Origin of the sequence: Flavobacterium hungaricum, assembly GCF_015182285.1 — a bacterium.
Lineage (GTDB): Bacteria > Bacteroidota > Bacteroidia > Flavobacteriales > Flavobacteriaceae > Flavobacterium > Flavobacterium hungaricum.
Window position 1 is genome coordinate 136,602 of the sequence record NZ_PRDM01000002.1, and the last position, 24,002, is coordinate 160,603.

Annotated in this window: 25 protein-coding genes; 17 read left to right on the top strand and 8 right to left on the bottom strand. The window is 35.4% G+C overall.

Features of this window, described 5'->3' with window-relative positions; translation table 11 throughout:
- Positions 1-71: 71 nt before the first annotated feature.
- The 5 genes from C4F50_RS08325 to C4F50_RS08345 all read right to left on the bottom strand — a co-directional run bounded on the left by C4F50_RS08325 (position 72) and on the right by C4F50_RS08345 (position 2,799).
- The gene (locus tag C4F50_RS08325; RefSeq protein ID WP_193845985.1) at positions 72-995 is read right to left on the bottom strand and encodes a PfkB family carbohydrate kinase; all 924 of its coding nucleotides are present in this window, start codon (positions 993-995) and stop codon (positions 72-74) included.
- Between the two features lie 207 nt (positions 996-1,202).
- Complete coding sequence (locus C4F50_RS08330) at positions 1,203-1,544, bottom strand: type II toxin-antitoxin system RelE/ParE family toxin (protein WP_193845986.1); 342 nt, start codon at positions 1,542-1,544, stop codon at positions 1,203-1,205.
- On the bottom strand, positions 1,502-1,756 hold the full coding sequence (locus C4F50_RS08335) for a hypothetical protein (RefSeq protein WP_193845987.1): 255 nt from the start codon (positions 1,754-1,756) through the stop codon (positions 1,502-1,504). The genes C4F50_RS08330 and C4F50_RS08335 overlap by 43 nt, the downstream gene beginning before the upstream one ends.
- Positions 1,757-1,832: 76 nt before the next feature.
- Entirely contained in the window at positions 1,833-2,228 is a 396-nt protein-coding gene (locus C4F50_RS08340; protein ID WP_193845988.1) for a hypothetical protein, read from the bottom strand.
- Positions 2,212-2,799, bottom strand: a complete 588-nt coding sequence (locus tag C4F50_RS08345; RefSeq protein WP_193845989.1) for an RNA polymerase sigma factor — start codon at positions 2,797-2,799, stop codon at positions 2,212-2,214. The genes C4F50_RS08340 and C4F50_RS08345 overlap by 17 nt, the downstream gene beginning before the upstream one ends.
- 328 nt (positions 2,800-3,127) lie before the next feature.
- Between C4F50_RS08345 and C4F50_RS08350 the strand changes: the two genes are divergently transcribed.
- Complete coding sequence (locus C4F50_RS08350; protein ID WP_193845990.1) at positions 3,128-3,475, top strand: DUF6249 domain-containing protein; 348 nt, start codon at positions 3,128-3,130, stop codon at positions 3,473-3,475.
- Between the two features lie 56 nt (positions 3,476-3,531).
- On the opposite strand, the gene rnhA is transcribed toward C4F50_RS08350, so the two are convergent.
- Together rnhA and purN are read right to left on the bottom strand one after the other, a co-directional pair.
- Positions 3,532-4,008 (bottom strand): ribonuclease HI, encoded by a 477-nt coding sequence (rnhA, locus tag C4F50_RS08355; protein ID WP_193845991.1) that lies wholly within the window; start codon positions 4,006-4,008, stop codon positions 3,532-3,534.
- 81 nt (positions 4,009-4,089) lie between these two features.
- Entirely contained in the window at positions 4,090-4,653 is a 564-nt protein-coding gene (purN, locus tag C4F50_RS08360) for a phosphoribosylglycinamide formyltransferase (RefSeq protein WP_193845992.1), read from the bottom strand.
- A gap of 175 nt (positions 4,654-4,828) precedes the next feature.
- Here purN and C4F50_RS08365 point away from each other — a divergent pair, with 175 nt between their 5' ends.
- The 15 genes from C4F50_RS08365 to C4F50_RS08435 all read left to right on the top strand — a co-directional run bounded on the left by C4F50_RS08365 (position 4,829) and on the right by C4F50_RS08435 (position 22,270).
- Entirely contained in the window at positions 4,829-5,065 is a 237-nt protein-coding gene (locus C4F50_RS08365; protein WP_007137004.1) for an acyl carrier protein, read from the top strand.
- A gap of 180 nt (positions 5,066-5,245) precedes the next feature.
- Entirely contained in the window at positions 5,246-6,499 is a 1,254-nt protein-coding gene (gene fabF / locus C4F50_RS08370) for a beta-ketoacyl-ACP synthase II (protein ID WP_193845993.1), read from the top strand.
- A gap of 9 nt (positions 6,500-6,508) precedes the next feature.
- Positions 6,509-7,249 (top strand): ribonuclease III, encoded by a 741-nt coding sequence (gene rnc / locus C4F50_RS08375; RefSeq protein ID WP_193845994.1) that lies wholly within the window; start codon positions 6,509-6,511, stop codon positions 7,247-7,249.
- Positions 7,250-7,374: 125 nt separating this feature from the next.
- Complete coding sequence (locus tag C4F50_RS08380) at positions 7,375-7,863, top strand: IPExxxVDY family protein (RefSeq protein ID WP_193845995.1); 489 nt, start codon at positions 7,375-7,377, stop codon at positions 7,861-7,863.
- 5 nt (positions 7,864-7,868) lie between these two features.
- Positions 7,869-9,302 (top strand): pyruvate kinase, encoded by a 1,434-nt coding sequence (pyk, locus tag C4F50_RS08385; protein WP_193845996.1) that lies wholly within the window; start codon positions 7,869-7,871, stop codon positions 9,300-9,302.
- Positions 9,303-9,908: 606 nt separating this feature from the next.
- Positions 9,909-11,561: an arylsulfatase gene (locus C4F50_RS08390; RefSeq protein ID WP_193845997.1), complete on the top strand. Its 1,653-nt coding sequence runs from the start codon at positions 9,909-9,911 to the stop codon at positions 11,559-11,561.
- A 73-nt stretch (positions 11,562-11,634) separates the two neighbouring features.
- On the top strand, positions 11,635-12,651 hold the full coding sequence (locus tag C4F50_RS08395; protein ID WP_193845998.1) for an HAD family hydrolase: 1,017 nt from the start codon (positions 11,635-11,637) through the stop codon (positions 12,649-12,651).
- A 101-nt stretch (positions 12,652-12,752) separates the two neighbouring features.
- Positions 12,753-13,580, top strand: coding sequence for a hypothetical protein (locus C4F50_RS08400; RefSeq protein ID WP_193845999.1), 828 nt, complete (start codon positions 12,753-12,755; stop codon positions 13,578-13,580).
- Between the two features lie 28 nt (positions 13,581-13,608).
- Complete coding sequence (locus tag C4F50_RS08405; protein ID WP_193846000.1) at positions 13,609-14,955, top strand: DUF1214 domain-containing protein; 1,347 nt, start codon at positions 13,609-13,611, stop codon at positions 14,953-14,955.
- Between the two features lie 29 nt (positions 14,956-14,984).
- Entirely contained in the window at positions 14,985-16,475 is a 1,491-nt protein-coding gene (locus C4F50_RS08410) for a DUF1254 domain-containing protein (protein ID WP_193846001.1), read from the top strand.
- 10 nt (positions 16,476-16,485) lie between these two features.
- Entirely contained in the window at positions 16,486-17,886 is a 1,401-nt protein-coding gene (locus C4F50_RS08415) for a DUF2252 domain-containing protein (RefSeq protein WP_193846002.1), read from the top strand.
- Between the two features lie 278 nt (positions 17,887-18,164).
- Entirely contained in the window at positions 18,165-18,743 is a 579-nt protein-coding gene (locus tag C4F50_RS08420; RefSeq protein ID WP_193846003.1) for a DUF4136 domain-containing protein, read from the top strand.
- Positions 18,744-18,862: 119 nt separating this feature from the next.
- Positions 18,863-20,038, top strand: coding sequence for a helix-turn-helix domain-containing protein (locus tag C4F50_RS08425; protein ID WP_193846004.1), 1,176 nt, complete (start codon positions 18,863-18,865; stop codon positions 20,036-20,038).
- Positions 20,039-20,080: 42 nt separating this feature from the next.
- Positions 20,081-21,052, top strand: coding sequence for a SphA family protein (locus tag C4F50_RS08430; RefSeq protein ID WP_193846005.1), 972 nt, complete (start codon positions 20,081-20,083; stop codon positions 21,050-21,052).
- Between the two features lie 54 nt (positions 21,053-21,106).
- A complete protein-coding gene (locus C4F50_RS08435; RefSeq protein WP_193846006.1) occupies positions 21,107-22,270 on the top strand; it encodes a BamA/TamA family outer membrane protein in 1,164 nt (387 codons plus the stop codon).
- Here C4F50_RS08435 and C4F50_RS08440 read toward each other — a convergent pair.
- Positions 22,263-22,511 carry a hypothetical protein gene (locus C4F50_RS08440; protein WP_193846007.1) on the bottom strand — a complete coding sequence of 83 codons (249 nt, stop codon included), beginning with the start codon at positions 22,509-22,511 and terminating at the stop codon, positions 22,263-22,265. The genes C4F50_RS08435 and C4F50_RS08440 overlap by 8 nt on opposite strands.
- A 238-nt stretch (positions 22,512-22,749) precedes the next feature.
- Between C4F50_RS08440 and C4F50_RS08445 the strand changes: the two genes are divergently transcribed.
- Positions 22,750-23,946 (top strand): C1 family peptidase, encoded by a 1,197-nt coding sequence (locus C4F50_RS08445; protein ID WP_193846008.1) that lies wholly within the window; start codon positions 22,750-22,752, stop codon positions 23,944-23,946.
- The last annotated feature ends 56 nt before the right edge of the window (positions 23,947-24,002 follow it).

The window sequence follows — 24,002 nt, forward strand, 5'->3', positions numbered from 1 at the left end:
TTTTTGTGTGTTGTGTAAGTTGTGTGTATTAACGTAATAAAAAAGCCCCGTTTTATCGAGGCTTTTGCGCATTATATTTCTATGTCAAACTGAGTTAACGACTTAAATTGCTGTAATCGAATCGCTACTTCTGCTTTGCTTAATGTTTCCATCCTTTCGGTTCCAAATTTCTCTACGCAGAACGACGCTAAATTTGAACCGTAAATAATTGCATTTTTCATATTGCCAAACGAGATGTTTTCGCTTTGTGCAATAAATCCAGAAAATCCTCCTGCAAAAGTGTCTCCTGCTCCAGTTGGATCAAAAACATCTTCTAAAGGTAACGCTGGTGCAAAAAATACTTCTCTGTTGTGGAATAAAAGTGCGCCGTGTTCTCCTTTTTTGATCACCACATATTTTGGTCCCAATTCCTGGATTTTGGAAGCAGCTTTTACTAATGAATATTCACCTGATAATTGTCTTGCTTCTTCATCATTGATTGTAATAACGTCTACACGTTTGATAACATCTAATAATTCAGGAAGAGCGCAGTCCATCCAAAAGTTCATAGTATCAAGAACTACTAATTTTGGTTTTTTCTCCATTTGATCTAAAACACTGCTTTGTACTAATGGGTGTAAGTTTCCTAACATTACAACATCAGCATCTTTGTAGTTTTGAGGAACTTTTGGCTGAAAATCAGCTAAAACGTTCAATTCAGTTACAAGAGTGTCTCTAGAATTTAAATCGTTGTGATATAAACCGCTCCAGAAAAAGGTTTTTCCTCCTTTTACAATTTCGATACCCGAGATATCAATATTTTTTGAAGTTAAAAGATCTAAATGTTCTTGAGGAAAATCGTCGCCAACTACTGAAACAATGGCCGATTGCAAGTTAAAAAATGATGCAGATAAACCAATATACGTTGCAGCACCACCTAATATTTTATCTGTTTTTCCGAAAGGAGTTTCAATCGCGTCGAAAGCTACTGTTCCAACAATCAATAGTTTATTCATTTTATGAATTTCGAATTAGGGTGCAAAGATACTCTATAAGTTACAATATTGCAACGGTTTAGGTTCTCAAAATTTTCTTAAAAAAATAATATCGATTGCGGGGCTAAAAGTATTGTAAATGAGTAAATTATATTTGATTGATTGGAGTGCTTAAAATATGTTTTTTGGATTTAAATCGCAAGTTTTATTTTTGGAAAATCAGTATTTTTATATAAGCTTTCTGAATGAAGAAGTTTTTCTTTTTCCACTTAAAACACCAAGAATCGTAATATGGTTATTTTTAACTTTAAAAATGATCAACCAGGTTTTATAAGTGGCTTCCCTATAGATTTTAGTTTTAGTTGGCAAGTTTTCACATTGAGAATAAATCAAAGGATTTTGAATTATTTTATTCATTGCTTTGTTTATTCCGTTACCAATTTTAATAGCGTTTAAAGGTTGTTTTTTTTCGAAAGCAATATAATCAACAATTTCTTCTAATGTTTGAAAATAATTTTCAGATATATTTATCGTATATTGTTTTGTATTTTCAGCTTTTTCTCTTCCCATTTTTCATTAAACTTTTCTAGAGACATTGTTGGAGATTTTTCAGCATTTGTTATCCATTTAAGCAAATCTTCTTCTGATAAATTGCTCTCAATTTGGTCATTCTCATCTTCAAAATCAATTGAGACTTTTAATGCTTTTCCAACATAATTCTTTGGAATCTCAAAAGAAAGATTCACAATTTTATCTTTGGGAGTGATGGTTTTCTGTATCATTTTTTTAGATTTAATGAACTCTGTAAAAATACGACAAATAAACAGATCAATGGTAAACTAAATTTTTTTAACAATTTTACAATTCATACTTCTTATCAAAATAATTCTTCAAAACTCCAATCTGAATCAAAATCATAAAAGGAACAATTAAAACAGCATACATTATATTTTTAGAGAAATGAATTCCCGAAAACGCAGTTGTAATTTTGTCTGTATAAGCTTTTCCAATTTCTAAATTGTTTTCTGAAACGGAAAAGAATGATAAATAAATTACCAAAGCAAATAACGCAGTTCCGATGAAAATCCAGACTGGTTTAGAAATTAAAGGTTTGTATGTTTTAAGTTTTTTCTCTTCTAATAATAGAACTTCAGCCATTATTTTTGAAGTAAAATCTATTGATGGAGACTGCAGTTTTTCTTCAGCCATCATTTTGTCAATAAGATGTTCTATGTTTTTATCGCTCTCGTTCATAACTTTCTATTATTTCTGGTTCTAACTGCTGTCTCAAAATTACGGCTAATTTTTGTCTGCTTCTAAATAATTTTACTTTGGCATTATTTGCCGATATATTCATGATTTTTCCGATTTCTTCTAAATTCTGATCATCAAAATAAAATAAAGTCAAAAGGAAATTTTCGTCACTTGGTAATGCATTTAAACATTTTTGAATGGTCTCCTTTCGTTCTTTTTCTTCTAAAGCGCTCAAAGCAGTGTCCATTGTTTTTATTAAATGAGAAGAAAATTCATCTATCGAAATGTTTAAATCTTCTTTTTTGCTTTTCTTTAAGCGGTCGAGACAAGTATTATAAGCGATTTTATAAATCCAAGTCGAAAATTTAGAATCGCCCTTAAATTTAGAAAGCGAACTGTAGATCTTGATGAAAGTATCTTGCGCAACTTCTTCTGCCTCTTCCCGGTTCTTAACCATTTTGAGCGCTAAACTAAAGATCATGTCTTTATAACGATCAACAAGTGTTGCAAACGCATTTGTGTCGCCTTGCAAAACTTTATCGATATAATGTTGATCATTTATTGTACTCATATTATATAGGACGATAGTTTGTTTGTTTAGGTTACAAGTTGCAGCAAAAAAATCAAATTTTTAAAATTCTAAATTCCAAATTCCAACTTTCTAGTGCTCCTTCATCGCGATAACAAAAATGGGAATAATAACTTTAGATTTTTAAAACTTGATAAAGATCGAGTTTCTAAAAGAACTACCAAGTTTAAAATTAACTGATTATCAGTTGTTTTTGGTTGCGATGCCTCAAAATGAATTTAAAAATTAAAATTTTTTACAAAAACTTGTAACCTGAATTTGAGAACCCTCGTCATATGGGTATATCAATCAATTAAAAACGTAAAACATCATGGACGAAAAAATTTTAATTCCAATCAGCTTTTTTTTAATGATCTTCGGGATCGTTTATTTAATTTATTCAACTAGAAACAGAGAGCGTTTGGCGCTTATCGAAAAAGGTGTCGATGCCAGTATCTTTATGCAGGGAAAAGGAAAGGGAGTACCGGCATGGAAAATCTTTGTGGTAAATCTGGCATTCTTATTAATAGGAAGCGGTGTGGGGATTTTTATTGCCTTATTGATTACAACCTATACTTCTCTGAATGACGGAGCGGTTTATCCTTCAATAATTTTTATAATGGCCGGTATCGGACTTTTGACAGGATTTAAAACTGCCAAAGATTTAGATAAAGAATAAACAGTTGAGTAAAATTTAAGTTAGTACAAAAAACGCATCAAATTTGATGCGTTTTTTTATTCTTTAGATCCAATGGTTTCGTAGTAAACATCAACCGAAAGTTTGGGCTGCAAAGATGCCATTACAGCCAATTGATCACAGCGCTCGTTTTGCGGATGATTGTTGTGGCCTTTTATCCATTTAAAATTGACTTGATGTTTTCGGTAAACAATTAAAAAGCGTTTCCATAGATCGGGATTTTTTTTGCCGGTATATCCTTTTTTCTCCCAGCCAAAGACCCATTTTTTTTCGACAGAATCAACAACATATTTAGAATCCGAGATAACCAGCACTTTCATGTTTGGATTTTTTAGTTTTTCAAGACCTACAATTACAGCAAGAAGTTCCATTCTGTTATTTGTAGTAAGACGAAAACCTTCGTAAAATTCTTTTTTATGCGGCGTACCCACCAGCTCCATTACAACGCCATAACCGCCGTTACCGGGATTTCCTTTTGCAGCGCCGTCTGTATATATATGTACTTCGTGATTCATTTAATTTTAGATTTCAGATTTTAGATTTCAGAGTGATCTAAAATTGATTTTTGTAATTGTAATTGATTTTTGAATTTGATTTTATTCTTCCAATATTTTATGAATGATTTCCGGAAAGTGTTTTTGTTCTAATTCGTGAATTTTCTCTGCAACCGTTTCTGGAGTATCTTCATCCGTCAAAGCTACATTTGCCTGAAAGATAATAGCCCCTTCATCATAATGTTCGTTTACATAATGAATAGAGATTCCGGTTTCTTTCTCTTTATTATTTACGATTGCCCTGTGGATATGCATTCCGTACATTCCTTTACCTCCATAATTAGGTAAAAGAGCTGGATGAATATTAATTATTTTGTGTGGATATTTCTCAATGATGTTTTCTGGGAATTTCAGCAAGAAGCCAGCCAAAATTATCAAATCCGGGTCGATTTCTACTACTTTATGTAGTACGTTTCTCTCTAAAAGATCGTTTTTTGAGAAGATTTCGACAGGAATTTGATGATTTTTTGCTCTTTCGATCACTTTTGCAGAAGCATTATTTGTAAAAACAGAAACGACTTTTGCGATTTCTGTTTTCGAAAAATATTTTATAATGTTTTCTGCATTACTTCCTGATCCTGAAGCAAAAACGATAATTTTTTTCATAAAGTTGTGTGTTTTGAGAGTGCAAAAAACGGAATAAAATTCGAAAATAAATAGCTTTAAAAGACCTTTCTTGAAATTAATTTTATAAATTAGTATCACATTTATAAACTAAATCATGGTTTTAAAATAAAGTTTTTTATTTTTGCCAACAAATTAAATTCTAAAATTAAAGATTATGTCAGACATTGCATCAAGAGTAAAAGCGATTATCGTAGACAAATTAGGTGTTGACGAAAACGAAGTTGTAACAGAAGCAAGCTTCACTAATGATTTGGGAGCTGACTCATTAGACACTGTTGAGCTTATTATGGAATTCGAAAAAGAATTTGACATTCAAATTCCAGACGATCAAGCAGAAAACATTGCTACTGTAGGTCAAGCTATTTCTTATATCGAGGAAGCTAAAAAATAATAATACCACACCCGATTTTCGTAGTAACGAAATCGGGTGTTATTATTTTTTTAAAATTTAAATTTCGATTGATTTTCAATCAAAAAAGATATATTTATATTGTAATGCCCATGGCTCTTAAGTAACAATAAATTAAGAAAGCATGGGTTTTATTTGTTTAAAGATACAAAATACAAATTTATGGCATTAAGGCGAGTTGTGGTAACAGGATTAGGTGCACTTACTCCTATTGGGAATAATATCCAAGAATATTGGGATGCACTTGTGAATGGGGTTAGCGGAGCCGCTCCGATCACATATTACGATACAGAAAAGCATAAAACGAAATTTGCCTGCGAAGTAAAAAACTTCAATATTGAAGATTACATGGATCGCAAGGAATCTCGTAGATTAGATAAATTCGCTCAATATGCTATTGCTGCTAGTGATGAGGCAATTAAAGATGCCGGAATTACAAATGATAACGTAAACAAACAAAGAGTTGGTGTTATCTGGGGAGCTGGAATTGGAGGTTTAGAAACTTTTCAAGATGAAGTAATGTATTATGCGAAGGGAGACGGAACACCAAAATTCAATCCGTTTTTTATTCCTAAAATGATTGCCGACATTGCACCAGCACACATTTCGATGCGTAATGGTTACATGGGGCCAAATTATACTACTGTTTCTGCATGTGCTTCTTCTGCAAATGCATTAATCGATGCTTTCAACTATATCCGTTTAGGAATGTGTGATGTCATTGTATCAGGTGGTTCTGAAGCAGCAGTTACGATTGCAGGTATGGGAGGTTTTAGCTCAATGCACGCTTTATCTACAAGAAACGAAAGTCCAGAAACGGCTTCAAGACCTTTTGATGCTACCAGAGATGGTTTTGTATTAGGAGAGGGAGCAGGAGCATTGGTTTTGGAGGATTACGAACATGCTAAAGCAAGAGGTGCAAAAATTTACTGTGAAGTTGGCGGAGGCGGAATGTCTTCTGATGCTTATCACTTAACAGCACCGCATCCAGAAGGTATTGGTGTTATTGCTGTAATGCAAAATACACTAAGAGATGCTGGAATGAACCCAGAAGATATTGATCACATCAATACTCACGGAACTTCGACTCCTCTTGGAGACGTTGCAGAACTTAAAGCAATCAGTGCTGTATTTGGAGAGCATGCTAAAAATTTAAACATTAACTCTACAAAATCAATGACAGGTCACTTACTTGGTGCAGCTGGAGCTATTGAAGCAATTGCTTCTATTTTAGCAATGAAGCACGGTATTGTTCCTCCAACGATTAACCATAGTGTAGTTGATGAAAACATTGATCCATCTCTTAATCTGACTTTGAATAAAGCACAGAAAAGAGAAGTAAATGTAGCAATGAGTAACACTTTTGGTTTTGGTGGACATAATGCGTGTGTATTATTTAAAAAATTAGCTGATTAATTCGTGCGTATGAATTTTATCAAAAAAATATTTTCTAAATCCCGTTCTCTAGAAGACGGGATTTTTTTTGGCACTATTCAGAAAATTCTTGGTTTTCAGCCGGTTAATATAGATTTTTACAGGAAAGCATTCACGCATAGATCTTCCAATAAAATTGACGAAGCAGGGCATCCAATCAATTATGAGCGTTTAGAGTTTTTAGGAGATGCGATGTTAAGTGCCGTTATTGCTGCACATTTGTTTAACAAAGCACCTAATGGCGATGAAGGTTATTTGACCAAAATGCGTTCTAAAATTGTGAGCCGTGAACATTTAAATGAATTGGGCAAAGATTTAAATCTCGTTCAGTTTGTAGAGAGCAAAGTGCCGATTCAGCATTTTGGAGAAAATATTCATGGGAATATTTTTGAATCATTAGTAGGCGCAATTTATCTGGATAAAGGATATGCCTTCTGTGAGAGATTTATTCAAAAAAGAGTAATAACACCTTATGTCGACATCGCACGTCTGGAAGGAAAAGTTATTAGTTATAAAAGTCTGGTTATCGAATGGTGTCAGAAAGAAAAAAGAGTTTTTCATTACGATATTTTTGAAGATAACGGGATTGACGGGCAGCGATTATTTGGTGTTAAATTAAGTATTGATGACAAAGTGGTTGCAAGAGCAAGAGCAACTTCAAAAAAGAAAGCCGAAGAAAAAGCTTCGCAAAGAGCTTATTTTGCATTTCAAGAAAAAATTGACAAGAAATAGCTGCAAAAATGTTGTAAGTATCACAAGGCTATATCGTTTTCGTTTATAATTTAACAAAAACAACTCCGTCTTAACTATTTAAGCTCCGTTAGAAATAGTATATTTACAACTTGATTTTTCATGACATGGCTATTCATAGATTGGATTTAGACGAATTTGACGAAATTGATTATTATTTAATGGCAATCCATACTTCATTAGAAGATTATAGACTGGCCTATTTTATCAATAAAAACCTTCCGATAAACTTAAGTAAGAGCAAACACGAGATTCATGCTCAGACTAAGGAAGGCGAAGCAAATTTTTCGAGATTTTATTATTATGATTCTGAAAAAGCTGTTTCATGGAATTTAATTCAGAATAAAAATGAAATCATTTCTGTGAGTACAAATGATTTCCAGAATTTGTTTTCTAACGAAACAAGTGAGGTTTCTACAACAATTCATTTACTTCCTGAATTTAAAAAAGTCGATTTTTTCCTGAAAATAGACAATAGCGAAGAGGCGCTAAATTTTTCAGAAATTCAACAACAATTAAATACCATAGAAAGTATTGCGGCTATTTATACCGTTGATACAGACAAAATAAAATCAAAAAACAATCTAATTTTTTAAAAAAAATGCTAACAAACAAGAAAACCAAAATTGTTGCTACACTTGGTCCCGCATGTAGTACAAGAGAGATTATCAAAGATATGATCGATGCAGGGGTTAATGTGTTTAGAATCAATTTTTCGCATGCAGATTACGAAGGAGTAAAAGAAAAGATAGACATTATTAGAGGTCTAAATGAAGAGTTTGGTTACACTACAGCAATTTTAGGAGATTTGCAAGGACCAAAACTTAGAGTTGGTGTAATGGAAGAAGGTACTGTTGTACACGATGGAGACGAAATTACTTTTACTACTGCAGAAGATATTATCGGGAATGCTCAAAAAGTATTCATGAAGTATCAAAATTTCCCAAATGATGTAAATCCAGGAGAGCGTATTTTGCTTGACGATGGGAAATTAATTTTTGAAATTGTTTCTACGGATAAAAAAACAGAAGTTGTTGCAAAAGTTATTCAAGGCGGTGAATTAAAATCTAAAAAAGGAGTTAATTTACCAAACACCAAAATCTCTTTGCCTGCTTTAACTGAAAAAGATATTGCTGATGCAATTTTTGCTGTGGAGCAAAAAGTAGACTGGATCGCACTTTCTTTTGTTAAAACACCACGTGATTTACAAGATTTACAAGAATTAATCGCGAAGCATTCTGACGTTAAAATTCCAATTATTGCTAAAATTGAAATGCCTGAAGCTCTTGAGAACATGGATAAAATTGTAGCTTATTGCGATGGTTTAATGGTTGCTCGTGGAGATCTTGGAGTTGAACTTCCTGCTCACGAAGTGCCGTTGGTTCAAAAAGACTTGATCCGCAGAGCAAAAACAGCTAGAATTCCAGTTATCGTTGCTACACAAATGATGGAAACAATGATCACAAGTTTAACTCCAACTAGAGCTGAAGTAAACGACGTTGCAAACTCTGTAATGGATGGTGCTGATGCTGTAATGTTATCTGGAGAAACTGCTACAGGAAATTATCCAGTACAAGTAATTCAGAGAATGGCGCAAATCTGTGAAGCTGTAGAAAATTCTCCGCTTATTCAGGTGCCTCAAAATACACCACAGATTAAAACAAAACGTTTTGTAACTAAAACAGTTTGTCACCAAGCCGCTTTATTGGCTAATGAAATCGAAGCAAAAGCAATTTGTACTTTAACAAACAGCGGTTATACAGCTTTTCAAATTTCTGCTTGGAGACCATCATCGGCACATATTTTAGTATTTACTTCAAACAGAAGAATTTTAACACAGCTTAATTTACTTTGGGGAGTTAAATCTTTCTATTATGATAATGACGAAAGTACAGACGATACTGTAACAGATGTAAACAAAATTGCAATTGAAAAAGGGTATGCTACAAAAGGAGATTATTTAATCAATCTTGCAGCAATGCCAATTAAAGATAAAGGAATGGTAAACACTATGAGAGTTTCTGAAATCGAATAGTCTATTATTACCCAAAATCTTAAAGCCATTTACAATCTGTAAATGGCTTTTTTGTTATCTAAAACCAAAATTTTAAAATGCATCTGCCATTTTTTGTAAGCGTAATCTACAGAAAAGTTTTGCATTAAATCCTTTCCTACAGTTTTTTACTATTTTTTGCGTCATTTTTTTAATCGAAAAACTATTTCGCTGTTCCATTTTCGAAGCTTTTGGAAGAGAAGTGTGTTCATTTTCCTGTTTTCAAAATTTATTACTGCTATTTGATTCAGGGTTAATTTCTGTAATATATTCATTTTCAGTATTTTTTAAGTGTTTCATTTTGCAAGATGAAACACTTTGGTGCAAATTCTCCATTTTTCTTGTTTCATTTTATAAAATGAAACAATGTCATCCCTGATAAATACGATTGTTCGCTCAATAATTAGTTAATTTTGAGAAGCTTAATAAAAAGTTAAAAAAAAATTGTTGCAGATTTTCAAGATTAAATGAATTTGAAACGGCTGTTAAATTGCAACAAATAAGTTGAATCCAATTGCATATTACCCTGCTTTTTATTTGAATACTTCACTCATACAAGACAAGAAATTATTAACGAATTTTTTTATCATGAAACAAATTAAATTAAAGCGAAAGTTTATTAATGCAGTTCCTTTATTTGCATTAATGTGTTTTACAGTATTTACTACGTCAGCACAAGGCAAAAAACCTAACATTCTTATTATTTGGGGAGATGATATAGGTATTAGTAATATTAGTTCTTACAGTAATGGTTTAATGGGGTATCAAACTCCTAATATTGACCGTATAGGTAATGAGGGAATAAAGTTTTTACATTATTATGGAGAACAAAGCTGTACTGCTGGACGTGCTGCATTTTTAACAGGACAGCAGGGTATTCGAACTGGTTTAACCAAAGTAGGATTTCCAGGTGCACCTATGGGAATGAATCAGTTGGATCCTTCTATTGGCGGTATCATGAAAAATCTCGGCTATGCTACAGGACAATTTGGTAAAAACCACGTGGGTGACCGTAATGAAAACCTGCCGACAGTAAACGGTTTTGACGAATATTTTGGAAGTTTATACCACTTAAATGCTTCAGAAGAACCAGAACTGGCAGATTATCCTAAAGATCCAGCTTTCTTTAACAAATTTGGACCAAGAGGAGTTTTAAAATGTACTGCCACAAGTACAGATGATGGTACTGTTGATCCTCGTTTTGGAAAAATTGGAAAACAAAGAATTGAAGATACAGGTCCTCTTACCAAAAAAAGAATGGAAACTATCGACGACGAAACATCTGCAGCAGCAATTGATTATATCAAAAGACAAAATGCTGCCGGAAAACCTTTCTTTGTATGGTACAACGCAACCCGTATGCACTTGCGTACACATGTTAGAGCAGAACACAGAGGTAAATTTAAACATGGCGACAGCGAGTATATTGACGGTATGATCGAACATGATATGACGGTTGGAGAACTATTAAAAGCATTAGACGATTTAGGAATTGCTGATAATACAATCGTGGTCTATTCTTCTGATAACGGACCTCACATGAACAGCTGGCCAGATGCGGCAATGACGCCATTCCGTTCTGAAAAAGATACTAACTGGGAAGGAGCTTTCCGTGTACCATGTCTTGTACGCTGGCCGGGGCACATTAAACCAGGACAAATTAGTGATCAAATAGTAGCTCACAATGACTGGATGCCGACCTTAGCATCAATTGCAGGAGAACCAGATTTGACAAAAAAACTGCTTACAGGATATAAAGCAAATGGAATTAACTATAAAGTACACTTGGACGGATTTGATCAGTCTGCCTATTTAACAGGAGCAAGTCCAAACAGTGCCAGAGATAAATTCTTTTATTCGGATGATGATGGTTTGCTTGTAGCAATGCGAAAAGGAGATTATAAATCAGTTTTTGCTGAGCAGCGTTCTCCGGGAACATTGGCACTTTGGGGAGAACCATTTACTAAACTGCGTCTGCAAAAAATGTATAATCTGTACCAGGATCCATATGAAAGAGCAGACTTTACTTCAAACACCTATTGGGATTGGATTTTGAACCATGTGTATTATGGATATGAGTTTATTGCGGAAGTAGCAACATTTGCCGAAACTTTCAAAGAATATCCACCAAGATCTATACCGCCAAGTTTCTCTCCTCTTACTATTATGGAAGAAACATTAGATGGAATAAAACTGCAAAAAACAATAAAAGGAGATATGCAAGCTTCAAAGAAAAAATAAAAAATAAAATTAGGAAAGATAAAGCCTGAGTCATCATGTGACTCAGGCTTTCAATAACTTAAAAATCAAGATTATGTATAAAAAGATATATATATTGCCTTTATTTTTATTGTTACTGGTTTCATGCAAAAAGTCTGATACCGTAACTACTGCGGATCCTAATGATACTACTGCGACAGTTGCAGCAAGCGGAGATCCGCTGCCAAGCTGGAATGATACTCCGTTGAAAAAAGAAATTGTTGATTATGTTACTAAGGTTACCAAAAAAGGAAGCCCCGATTTTATACCTGTAGAGGATAGAATTGCCACTTTTGACAACGATGGAACTTTGTGGGCAGAAAAACCCTATGTTCAGGAACTATTTGCTTTTTACCGAGTTAAAAAAATGGTAGAAGCAAATCCCGCATTGGCACAGAAACAGCCTTTTAAAGCCGTTGTAGAAAAAGACAAATCCTTCTTTGAAAAAGGCGGTGATAAAGCACTTATCGAATTAGTTGCTGCAACGCATACCGGCATGACCGAAGCCGATTTTGAAGCATCGGCCAAAGAGTTTTTTGCAGGAGCCAAATATCCAGGTAAAAATGTTCCAATTAAACAAATACGGTATCAGCCTCAGTTAGAATTACTGAATTACCTTCGTGCGAATGGTTTTAAAACGTTTATTGTAACGGGAGGAACTGTAGAGTTAGTACGATCTATTTCTCAAGATTTCTACGGAATTCCAAAATATCAGGTTGTAGGGACTTCTTTCAAATATAAATTTGATGATGCCTCCAATAACATAGTGAGAGAACCTGCCTTAGATCTTTTGGATGATAAAATAGGTAAACCAGTCGGGATCCAATTACATATAGGACAAAGACCTGTTTTTGCCTGCGGAAATGAAGGCGGCGCTGGAGATCTTGCCATGCTGCGATATTCTCAAGGAAGTAAATACCCTTCTTTTCAAATGATTGTTAATCACAATGATTCTATTAGAGAGTATAATTATCAGGAAAAAGACAATTTATCACTAAGTACTGCTGCTAAATATAAGTATCACGTAATAAGTATGAAAGACGACTGGAAAAAGATATTTCCAGACCAATAATTTGAATTAGTGAGAAGTAAAATGAAACAGCTTTTAAGGTTGAAAGCTGTTTCATTTTGATTTTCTGAGAACGATTACAAAATCCTTTAAAGTCTCCGATTATGAAATATGTATTAGCAAACAGTACCAAATTATTCTTGACGGCAGTATTTACTCTTGTAAATTTCGTTGTATTTGCACAAGAAGAACCTGCAAAAGCCGGCTCAAGTGCTCAGGAATTAGCAGATAAATTAGCCAATCCGGTAGCGAGTTTAATAAGCGTACCGCTGCAAAATAATCTTAGTTATGGCATTGGACCTTTTAACGGATCAAAATATACTTTAAACATACAGCCTGTAATTCCATTTAAATTAAGTGATAATTTAAACTTAATTACGCGTTACATTTTACCAGTGGTTGATCAACAAGATATTACTGGTGAGAACACACACGAATTTGGTTTAAGCGATGCAACCGTTACGGCCTTTTTTGCGCCTAAAACAAAAGGAATTATTTTCGGATTTGGGCCTGCATTTTTGGTTCCCACAGCCACAGAGAAATTCTTAGGAACAGAAAAATTTGGTGTAGGTCCAAGCGTATTGGTAATGCACCAAGGCAAAGGACTTTCCGTTGGTTTTATAGCCAATCAAATTTGGTCTGTTGCAGGAAATGAAGATCGGGCCGATTTTAATAGTTTTTATACACAAATCTTTCTTTCGCACAGTTACAAAAGCGGCGCAAGTTTAGGCGTTAATGCTGAAATTACTCAAAACTGGGAAGCCAATACAACCTTAATTTCCTTAAATCCATCAATTGGAGCCGTAACCAAATTAGGAGATCAGGTAGTGCAGTTTGCTGTTATGCCGTTAATTCCGATTGTCGGGCATCATGAAATAAGACCCGATTGGGGATTAAGAGCCGTGGTGGCATTTGTATTTCCAGGTTCGTAAGTTATTTCCAAATTTTAAAATCAATTTCATGAAAAAATCACTTCTTATAGTAGTGGTAATATTTCTGTTTATTAGTTGTAAAAAAGAAACATCAACTACAGATGCTGCCACTTCCAATACTGAAAATAATGCAACCCCAACAGATCAGGATATTGTGGATGCCTATATTTATTTGTATGCAAGATATTTGGTAATCCAGCAGGAAAATCATGATATCAATGTAGAAAAAGTAGGCTATAACAAAATCAAATACAATCCGCTGGGATCAGCACAATTTGTAAATCCAAATTTAGACGTGGCTTACCTTGAAGCCTGGATTGCCGTTGATGCTGCTCATGCTGTTATTTTGAATGTTCCTAAAATTGAAGGACGTTATTATACTGCACAATTATTAGACGGTTGGGGAGAAGTAATCGTGAATATCAACGAACGTAATTTTCCTAAAACACCTTACGGAAAATTTGCTTTGGTATTAAAAGGATCAAATCCTACAATTCCTGCGGGCGCAGTAAAAATCGAATTACCATCAGAAAAAGTAAAAATGCTGGCTCGTGTAGAATTAAAAGGAACTTCGGCTGTTGCCAAAAAACTTCAGGAACAATTTACTTTTAATGTACCGGACGGAATTAAAATTGCAGCTCCAATTGCCATTCCTGAATTTACTCCGAAAGCACCAATTGGTGGTGAAATATTTGACAAAGTCGAAGATGTATTGAATTCTTATCCGGATGCAATGCCTAAAGCAAAAGAATATCAGGAAAAAGCAAAAGCAATTAGCGAATATGCTAAAACAAATGATAAGGCAAAAGCTCACATTGATGAAGTAGTTAAAACCAAAGCAATTCCGGCATTCTTAGCCGGAGCGAAAGGTTTTGGAACTCAAAAAGGCGGATGGTCAGTATCGTATGCGGCAGGAAATTTTGGTGATGATATATTGGCCCGGGACATTATCAATTACGGAGGTTTGTGGGCAAACAGAGTAGAAGAAGCCATTTATTTTGTTGGACTAACAGACAGTAATAAACAATTATTGAATGGAGATAAAGTTTATGAAATCAAGTTTCCTAAAGAGGCACTTCCGGATTCTGTAGTCAATGCATTTTGGTCTGTGACCTTATATAGCGTTCCGGATTACAGAGTAGTCGACAATAAATTAAAAAGATATAATCTTAATAATGTTTCGGGTTTAAAGAAAAACCCTGACGGATCATTGAGCATTTGGCTGGCTTCTTCGTTGCCTAAAGAGGCAATAGAAAGTAATTGGCTGCCAACTCCTGCAGGAAAAGGTTTTGCGTTAACCTTCAGGATGTATGTTTCTAAAAAACCAGTTCTTGACGGACAATGGTTTCCGGCTCCAATTGAAGAAAAGAAATAATTACCATACCAACTTCAAAAACAAATCTCATGAAAAATAAATGCCTTGTAATTTTAGCAGTTTCTTCGTTGATTTTAAGTGTCGGATGCGAAAAAAAGACCACCATAAATGAAACCTTACCTTCAGACAGCACAACAGTTGTAGCTTCTGAATTTGGAACTTCAATTAAAATGGATGGCGAACTGCCTTCAAAAGAATCGATTCCGGCATTATTTGACGAAATGGATTTCCAGCAGGCAACGCAATGTTATTTATGGGGATTGCCAATTGTGGCTTTCGCCGAATGGCAGCAAATTCATTACAAAACATTTAATGCAACCAGTAATGATCTTGTTTTTTATAATACATATAATGATCGTTTAGGAATTCTGACCGGAAATGCTACAACGCCTTATATCATGTCTTTTATTGATCTTGCTGCAAACGGACCAACTGTTATTGAAATGCCTGCCGGACATACTGCCGGGGGATTGGGCGATTTCTGGCAGCGTGAGCAGGCAGTTATTGGAGAAATGGGACCCGATAAAGGAAAAGGAGGAAAATATATTTTGGTTCCGCCAACAATGAAAGATTTTAAACCAGCAGGATATTTTATAGTTCCGTGTACAACCGTAAATATGTTTTTCGGATTCAGGGCTTTAGATCCAGACCCAAAAGCAACGGAAATTTTAGTAAAACAAGTAAAAATTTATCCGTACGATAAACGAGCGAACCCAACACCAACAAAAGTCGTTAGTCCGCCAGCAGGAAAAAAATGGTACGGAATTCAGCCAACAGGAATTGCCTATTGGGAACGTCTTCATGCTATTTTACAAAATGAACCAGTAGAAGAGCGTGATCGTTTTTTTATGGCATGGCTTAGAAATCTGGGTATCGAAAAAGGAAAACCTTTTGCTCCGGACGAACGCCAGAAGAAAATTTTAATTTCCGCTGCTGCAAAAGGACAGCAAATGGCCATGGCAAATTCTTTCAACAAACGTTTTGCAGATGTAAAACACTGGCCGGATAAAAAATGGGATTATGTCATGATTATCAAAGATCCGTCGCAACATGCTGATAACTACGATGAATTCTTCGAAAGAACTTCTTATTTCTACGAAGCCGTTACATACTCAAAAGCCATGATTACCAAAATACCAAATGTAGGTCAGGCGTACTTAGGATCTTACTATGACAGCGAAGGAAACTGGCTGGACGGCGGTAAAAATTATACGTTGAATGTTCCTGCAAATCCTCCGGCAGTAAACTTCTGGTCGATTACGATTTATGATACAGCAACACGTTGTCTGATCGATAATCCGCAGAAAAATGCTGATTTATCTTCCCGTAAGGATCTTATAAAAAATGCGGATGGTTCTGTCGATTTGTATTTTGGACCAAAAGCTCCAGCAGGAAAAGAGAAAAACTGGGTGCAGACTTTACCGGGAAAACACTGGTTTACGTACATGCGTTTTTACGGACCAACTGCAGCTTACTTTGACAAGAGTTGGAAAATGGATGATATCAAGGAAGTGAAATAATATTTGTTTGATGGCTAAAGAATTCGAAAATAGCAGCGACACTTCATTTGATCCCGTTTCTTCAAAAGCAGAACGCTTTATAAAAGGAACGGAGATTAGAAAAGTAACGCCGCGTTCTGCTCATCAGGAATGGTCACCATCAGAAAACCGGATAGATCCGGTTCGTATTTTGATCGAAAGCAGTGCAGGGAGAATAGAAACTTTATTGCCAATACGATATGCAAGAATGATGGAATCGCCTTTTGCCTTTTTTAGAGGCGCAGCCGCCATTATGGCCGCCGATTTGGCAGAAACACCAGATTCGGGCATTCATTTACAGCTTTGCGGTGATTGTCATTTAATGAATTTTGGAGGTTTTGCAACACCAGAACGCAAGCTGGTTTTTGATATCAATGATTTTGACGAAACTTATCCTGGGCCTTGGGAATGGGATTTGAAAAGGCTCGCTGCAAGTTTTGCCATTGCAGGAAGATGGAGAAAATTTTCGGATAAGAATTGTAAAGAATTTGCCTGGCACGCTGCAGATAGTTATAAAAGACATATGTCCGATTACAGCCAGTTATCGGCATTGCAGATCTGGTATGCCGATATTGATCTGGCAGCGTTGATTGAAATGGGAGAAGACGAAGAAATTAAAAAATTTCATCAGAAAAGAATAAAAAAAGCATCTGAACATACCGCTCACGAAAAAGAGTTTGCCAAGATGACGTATCAAGAAGGACCGCGTGCGAGAATAAAAGAGGATCCGCCATTGATCTATCATCCAACACTAAGAGAAGAAAAAATGGTTTTGAAAGCAGCAGAAAAAGCCCATAGGCAGTATATGGAATCCCTGCCAGATGATAAAAAAGTACTCTTGAGCCGATACAAACTTCATGATGTTGCGATCAAGGTGGTGGGCGTAGGAAGTGTAGGAACAATGTGCGGTATTAGTCTGTTGATGTCGGCAACCGGCGAACCTATTTTTCTGCAGTTTAAAGAAGCACGAAAAAGTGTTTTAGAAGCTCATTTGAAGAATAAATCAAAATATTTCCATCAGGGAGAACGAATTGTAATTGGTCAAAAATTAATGCAGTCGGCCTCGGATATGTTTTTAGGATGGGCGAATGACGACGATAATCGGTTTTTTTACATCAGACAGCTGCGGGACGTAAAAGTAAAACCTGTTCTTGAGATCATGAAAGCTGAAAACATGATTGATTATGCAAAAGCCTGCGGATGGGCGCTGGCAAGAGCTCATGCGCGCTCAGGAGATCCGTCGTTACTGTCGGGCTATATCGGAAAAGGAAATGAATTAGCAAATGCTATTGCCAAGTTTTCAATACTGTATGCCGATCAAAATGAAGCCGATTATAATCAAATGCTGGAAGCCATTAAAGAAGGTAGACTTCCTATTGCTCCTGAAATGTGATTTCATTAATAGATAATTCTAAAAGGTAAATAAGGGTTAGAAAAAAGGCCAAAGTTACATTAGGCTGCATTGTTTTTATTTTAAGTAAGAATTTTACGTATAGTGTTGTGTTAATTAAATAAAATAAATTATCTTTATTATATCCTAAGCATTTGTTATACAGATATTTGCAAAATGTTAACAAGCTGTTATACGCCTTTACTCCTTCCTACAAGATTTTTACGTTTTTAATACATTCGAGTTTAAACCGATTTAATCATTAATTTAAATATAACAACATGAATATTAAAAGAACAAATCTTCGCATCTTTTCAATGTTAGTATTAACATTGGTTTACAGCTGTTCTCCAACTGTAAAAGTAACTACCGATTATGATCACGGCGCCAATTTCAGCGAATATAAAACTTTTGCTGTTTATGATTTAAGAGCGCAGGAAGGTCAAGTAAATCAATTAAATGCTGATCGGGTGACCAAGGCAATTCGAAACGAAATGCTTGCAAAAGGCTTTACAGAATCTGCTAATCCAGATCTCAAAGTAAATGCCGTTTCTATTTTAAAAAACAAAACCTCTTTAAGCGCTAATACCGATTTTTATGGTTACGGCGGGATGTATCGTCCTTACGGATATTGGGGCGGCGGCGGCATGATGGGCGGTGCCAATACTACATTTAATACATACGATTATGTAGACGGCTCTCTGGTTATTGATATCGTTTCGACCAAAACTCAAAAATTGGTTTGGCAGGGTATAGGAAATGCAGAAATAGACAGCAAACCAGATAATCCAGAGGAATTTATCAATTCTTCTATCAAAAAAATATTGGAAGGATTTCCTCCAGGTTTAGTCAAAAAATAACATTTTGTTATTATAAATAAAGACGTACCTGTTTTCGGGCAGGTACTCTCTTCCATAAAATGAAAGTCCCCCGTTTCATTTTCTCTTGTAAGCAAATCCAAACAAATCAATCTTAAAAAATGATCGATATCCTACTCTCGCTTTTCTTTTTTATAGCCACAATTGCGGGTCTTGCTACTTCTTTTATGGTTCTTTTTTCTAAAAAATACTATTCTAAGAGTTTCTTTTTGGGGATGTTTTTATTGAGCCTTGCTGTAGTAAGCATCTATAATTTTTACTTATCGGCTACTATTTTTAAAGATTTTCCAGATCTTTTTACAATTACAAAATCGTTTATCTTTTTAGCAGCTCCCTGCTCTTTTCTTTATGTGAGAAATATTTTGGCACCGAGCAGAAAATTTAGAAAATACGACTGGCTGCACTTTGTTCCTTTTACTATTTACTTTGTTCTGACATTGTTTGTATATATCGGGAGTTTTGTCAATTTGCCAATTGTAGATTATGTAGGTTCTAAAATCAAAAATCCATTTTCTATTTTAACGCTGACGATCTGGCTGTTTTATGTATTTTTTCAAACCATGTTGATTTTAAACTATGATCTGAAAAAATTCAAAGGAAACCAATTTCACCGCCTTAAAGTAATCAACTGGATAAGAGTTTACAATCTAATGATCTTGTTCTTGTTTTCGGCTCTTTTTGTGCACCACTTTCTGCTCAGAAAAATAGACGTCGTAGATCTTTCGTGCTACTTTTTAATTTCATCAGTTTTATTTTTTACTGTCGGATGGCTGTATTTCAAACCGCAGATTTTTCATGACGAAGAAGAAACATTTGAATTTGTAAGTGATGCAACACTATTAGTTAAAACAAAAGAAGTTAAAAACATAATTCCTGTTGTACACGAACTAACAGTAGAAAAAAAGGAAGACTATCTCATCAAGCTGGATTATGTTTTTAATTCTAAGAAACTCTTCCTTAAAAAAGATTTTGTCATTCGAGATCTTTCAGACGAAACCGGAATATCGGTGCATCATCTTTCTAATTTGATCAATTCAGAATTTGGACTGCACTTTCAGGATTATGTCAACTTAAAGAGAATAGAATACTTTAAAGACAAAATAAACGATCCCGAATGGAAAGATTTATCGCTAGAAGGAATGGCGTGGGGTTCTGGTTTTAAATCTCGTACAACCTGTTTTAGAGCCTTTATCAAACACACTGGGAAATCGCCTTCAGAATATTTTAAAACCATCAGGATAAATCCAGATCATACCGGCGCCTATTATTTTAAATAAACAAGCGATTGTAAAGTCTTATTAATTTTAAAACATTACAGCATGAAAACAAAATTTAATAAAGCAGGAAAAATAGTAAAGTCAATTGCTATAACACTCTTATTTCTGATTTCTTTTTATGGTAATGCACAGCTAAAGGGCGGTCACATCTTGGGCGCTATGGGACTGCAGTCTGGTACACAGGCTCCAGAAAATACTTTAAGTCTTTATGTTCCGGGATATATTTATACAGCATCGACACTTCGAAATCCTGATGGAGACAAAATAGGAAATCCAGATCTGACCATGTTTATTACTGGAGTCGGAGCCAATTTTGTGAGCAATTTCAAAATTTTAGGAGCCAATTACGGAGCCACAATTTTGCTGGCAGGAGCATCCAATACCATTCAGGGAAGTTTCGTTGACTCCAAAAGTAGTTTTGCATTTACAGATATGTATCTGCAGCCGCTTCAATTAGGCTGGCACCAGAAAAGAGCCGATTTTGTATTTAGTTATCAATTGTATCTGCCAACAGGAAAATTCGAATTTGGCGGCAGTAACAACAGCGGTTTAGGAATGCTGATGAATGAGTTTTCTGCGGGAACCACTTTGTATTTTAATGATAAAAAAACATTGCATTTTGCAGCATTAGCGTCCTACGAAATCAACGGAAAGAAAAAAGATACCGACATTAAAACCGGAGATATTTTAAGCGTTGAAGGCGGTTTCGGAAAAACATTTTATTGTATGAATGCCGAAAAAACTGCCCCAAAAGGTATCCTGAACGCGGGATTAATTTATTACCTGCAATATAAGGTTTCAGACGATAAAATTCCAATAGGAACTTTTGTTCTCGAACCCGACAAAGATCATGTTGCTGCTATAGGAGCAGAGATCAATTACCTCCATATCAGCAGTACGACTTCGGCAGGCTTTAGATGGCTTGGAGAAATTGATGCATGCAATAGATTTCAGGGAAACACTTTTTTCATTACGCTGGCACACATTTTCAGCCTTAAGAAAAAAACAGAATAAGATTTTGAGATTATTGTGACGATAAATTTTAATACAAACGATTAAGATCTTTATATGAAAAACGTAAAACCATCACCAATAATCGTCCTCTTCTGCTTTTGGCTCTTCTTGTCGTTTACTACCGCAAACGCACAAAAAAAGTATCATATAAGCGTCAAAGACTCTCTAGACGGCGCATTTGATTTAAGCGATTATCTCATTTATGCCCACGGATTTATTGTTGTTCCCACCATTATTACAGAGCCGGCACTTGGCGGATTTGGAGGGGCAATCGTCCCGATTTTCTTAAAAAAACACGCACCAGTAATAGATGAAAACGGCAAAAAGCGCTTTATAAACCCAGATATAACAGGCGCACTCGGAATGTATACCGAAAACAAAAGCTGGATGACAGGAGCTTTTCGTTCGGCAACACTTATAAAACCCAGAATTCTATATCGTGTAATGGCGGGCTACGGCGATGTCAATTTATCGTTTTACGCCAACAACAGACCGAATCTGGCCGATGAAGAATTTAAACTCAATTTTAGATCTACTATTTTCTATACCCAATGGCTCAAACAATTCAATAACGCAAAGTGGAGCGCGGGAGTGCAGTATCTGTTCTTAAATTCTAAAATAAACCTGCCCGATTTTAATCTGCCGCCTCCTTTTGTAGATCCTAAAGATATTAAGAGCACCGTAAGCCAGTTTGGAGGAGCACTTCAGTTTGATAACCGGGACAATATTTTTACACCCGATCGAGGAATCAGGATTCAGTCTGACTTTTTTTGGTCTGATAAAGTATTAGGAAGTGATTATAGTGCCTGGCGGATCAATTTGTCGGCGATTGGTTATTATCCTATAAGCAAAAAATTAATTGGAGGATTAAGAATCGAAGGAGAACAAGCATTAGGAAGTCCGCCTTTTTATCTAAAACCAGGAATTAATTTAAGAGGAATTCCAGCCGCAAGATATATGGGAAATACCAGTATTGTAACCGAAGGCGAATTGCGCTGGGATTTTTACAGACGCTGGAGTATTATGGGATATGGCGGTTTGGCAAGCGCTTTTAACGATTGGGATCAGGCATTTGCAAAACCAGTTGTTTACAGCTACGGAACAGGTTTTAGATATCTGCTGGCGCGAAAATTCAAACTCAGAATGGGCGTAGACGTTGCAAGAGGTCCAGAAGACTGGGCGTATTATATCGTATTTGGCAGTAACTGGCTTAGATGATACAATTTAGTTTTTTATCTAAACCCCGGCAGTTTAAGCTGTCGGGGTTTTTGTTTTTACTATTTTGACCAATACGGTTTAATGATTTTATTCTGTCTTTTGCAATATGAGCATTGGCATGAGAATGCCATCCTTCAAAAACCTTACTCTGGTACTCTGTCTCAACAACAGCAATTCCTTGCTTATTATTGAATATATTTTTGGTATTACCTAAATATTTCTCTTTTTCCAGTTCGTACATTTCAGTTTTTGCTTCAATTTTCAGATACCAAAATACTACTAAACCCGCAACTACAAAAGAGTTTCATTTTAATTAGAAAAAAGACATTTCACTTTTGCATAATTTGTACTATTATACACCTTAATAAAAAGATTGTGAAAAAATTAACCGCATAATAGCAACAAATTACATAAAATTTAATTGTTTTGTAACAAATTAGAAACACGAAAGACTAATTTATCAAACTTAAACATATACTATGAATACATTTTCATTCAAATCAATGTTTGCAGCTTCAGTATTTTTGGCTGGAACGGCAGGCTGTTTTGCGCAGGACGTATTAGTAAATTCACTAAAATTAAATGCGAGCGACAAGAGTAAAGAGAATTTTAAATTTACAGAAGTAATCAACTTAGGAACAACCTCTGTAAAAACTCAGGGATCTTCTGGAACTTGCTGGAGTTATTCTACCAACTCATTCTTAGAATCAGAAATGATTCGTTTAGGAAAACAGCCCGTAGAATTATCACAAATTTATTCTGCACGAAATGTATATGTTGACAAAGGAGAAAACTACGTACGCATGCATGGAGCGATTACACTTGGAGACGGAGGCGCTTTGCACGACGTAATTAATATGTACAAAAAATACGGAACTGTACCAAGAGAAGTTTACACAGGATTGAACTACGGAACCGATAAAAATAAATTTGCCGAAATGGCAGCTTTAATCGAAGGCGTTCTGGCAGCAGTAGTAAAAAACCCGAACGGAGAATTGACACCAAACTGGAAAAAAGCGTACGCAGCCGTAATCGATTCTTATTTAGGAAAAGCGCCGGATAACTTTACCTACAAAGGAAAAAACTATACACCACAGTCTTTTGCAAAAGAAGTAGTAGGGATTAACCCAGACGAGTATGTAGAATTGTCTTCGTTTACAACTTCTCCGTACTACCAAAAAACTACGATGATGGTGCCAGACAACTGGTCATTAGATCAGGTTTACAATGTAAAAGTAAACGATATGACAGATGTTATCGACAATGCATTGAAAAAAGGATATACTGTAGCTTGGGCAACAGACGTGAGCGAGAAATCTTTCAGCTGGAAAAACGGAGTGGCTTATGTATCTCAAAAGAAATTCGAAGACATGACAACTGAAGAAAAAGCAGACATGTTTAACGGACCAAAAGCGGAGCCAGAAATTACTCCAGAAATGCGTCAGGCTGCGTTTGATAACTACGCTACAACAGACGACCACGGAATGCACATTATCGGTCTTGCAAAAGACCAAACGGGTAAAGAATATTACATCGTAAAAAATTCTTGGGGAGAAACCAACGACTACAAAGGTTTCTTATTTGTAACTAAGAATTTCGTAAAATACAAAACAACAGCTCTTCTAGTAAACAAAGGCGGAATTCCTGCTGAAATCGCTAAGAAATTAGGGGTTTAATTACTCGTAAAGTTTTAATAAAATAGAAAAGCGCCGCAATGTAGATTGCGGCGCTT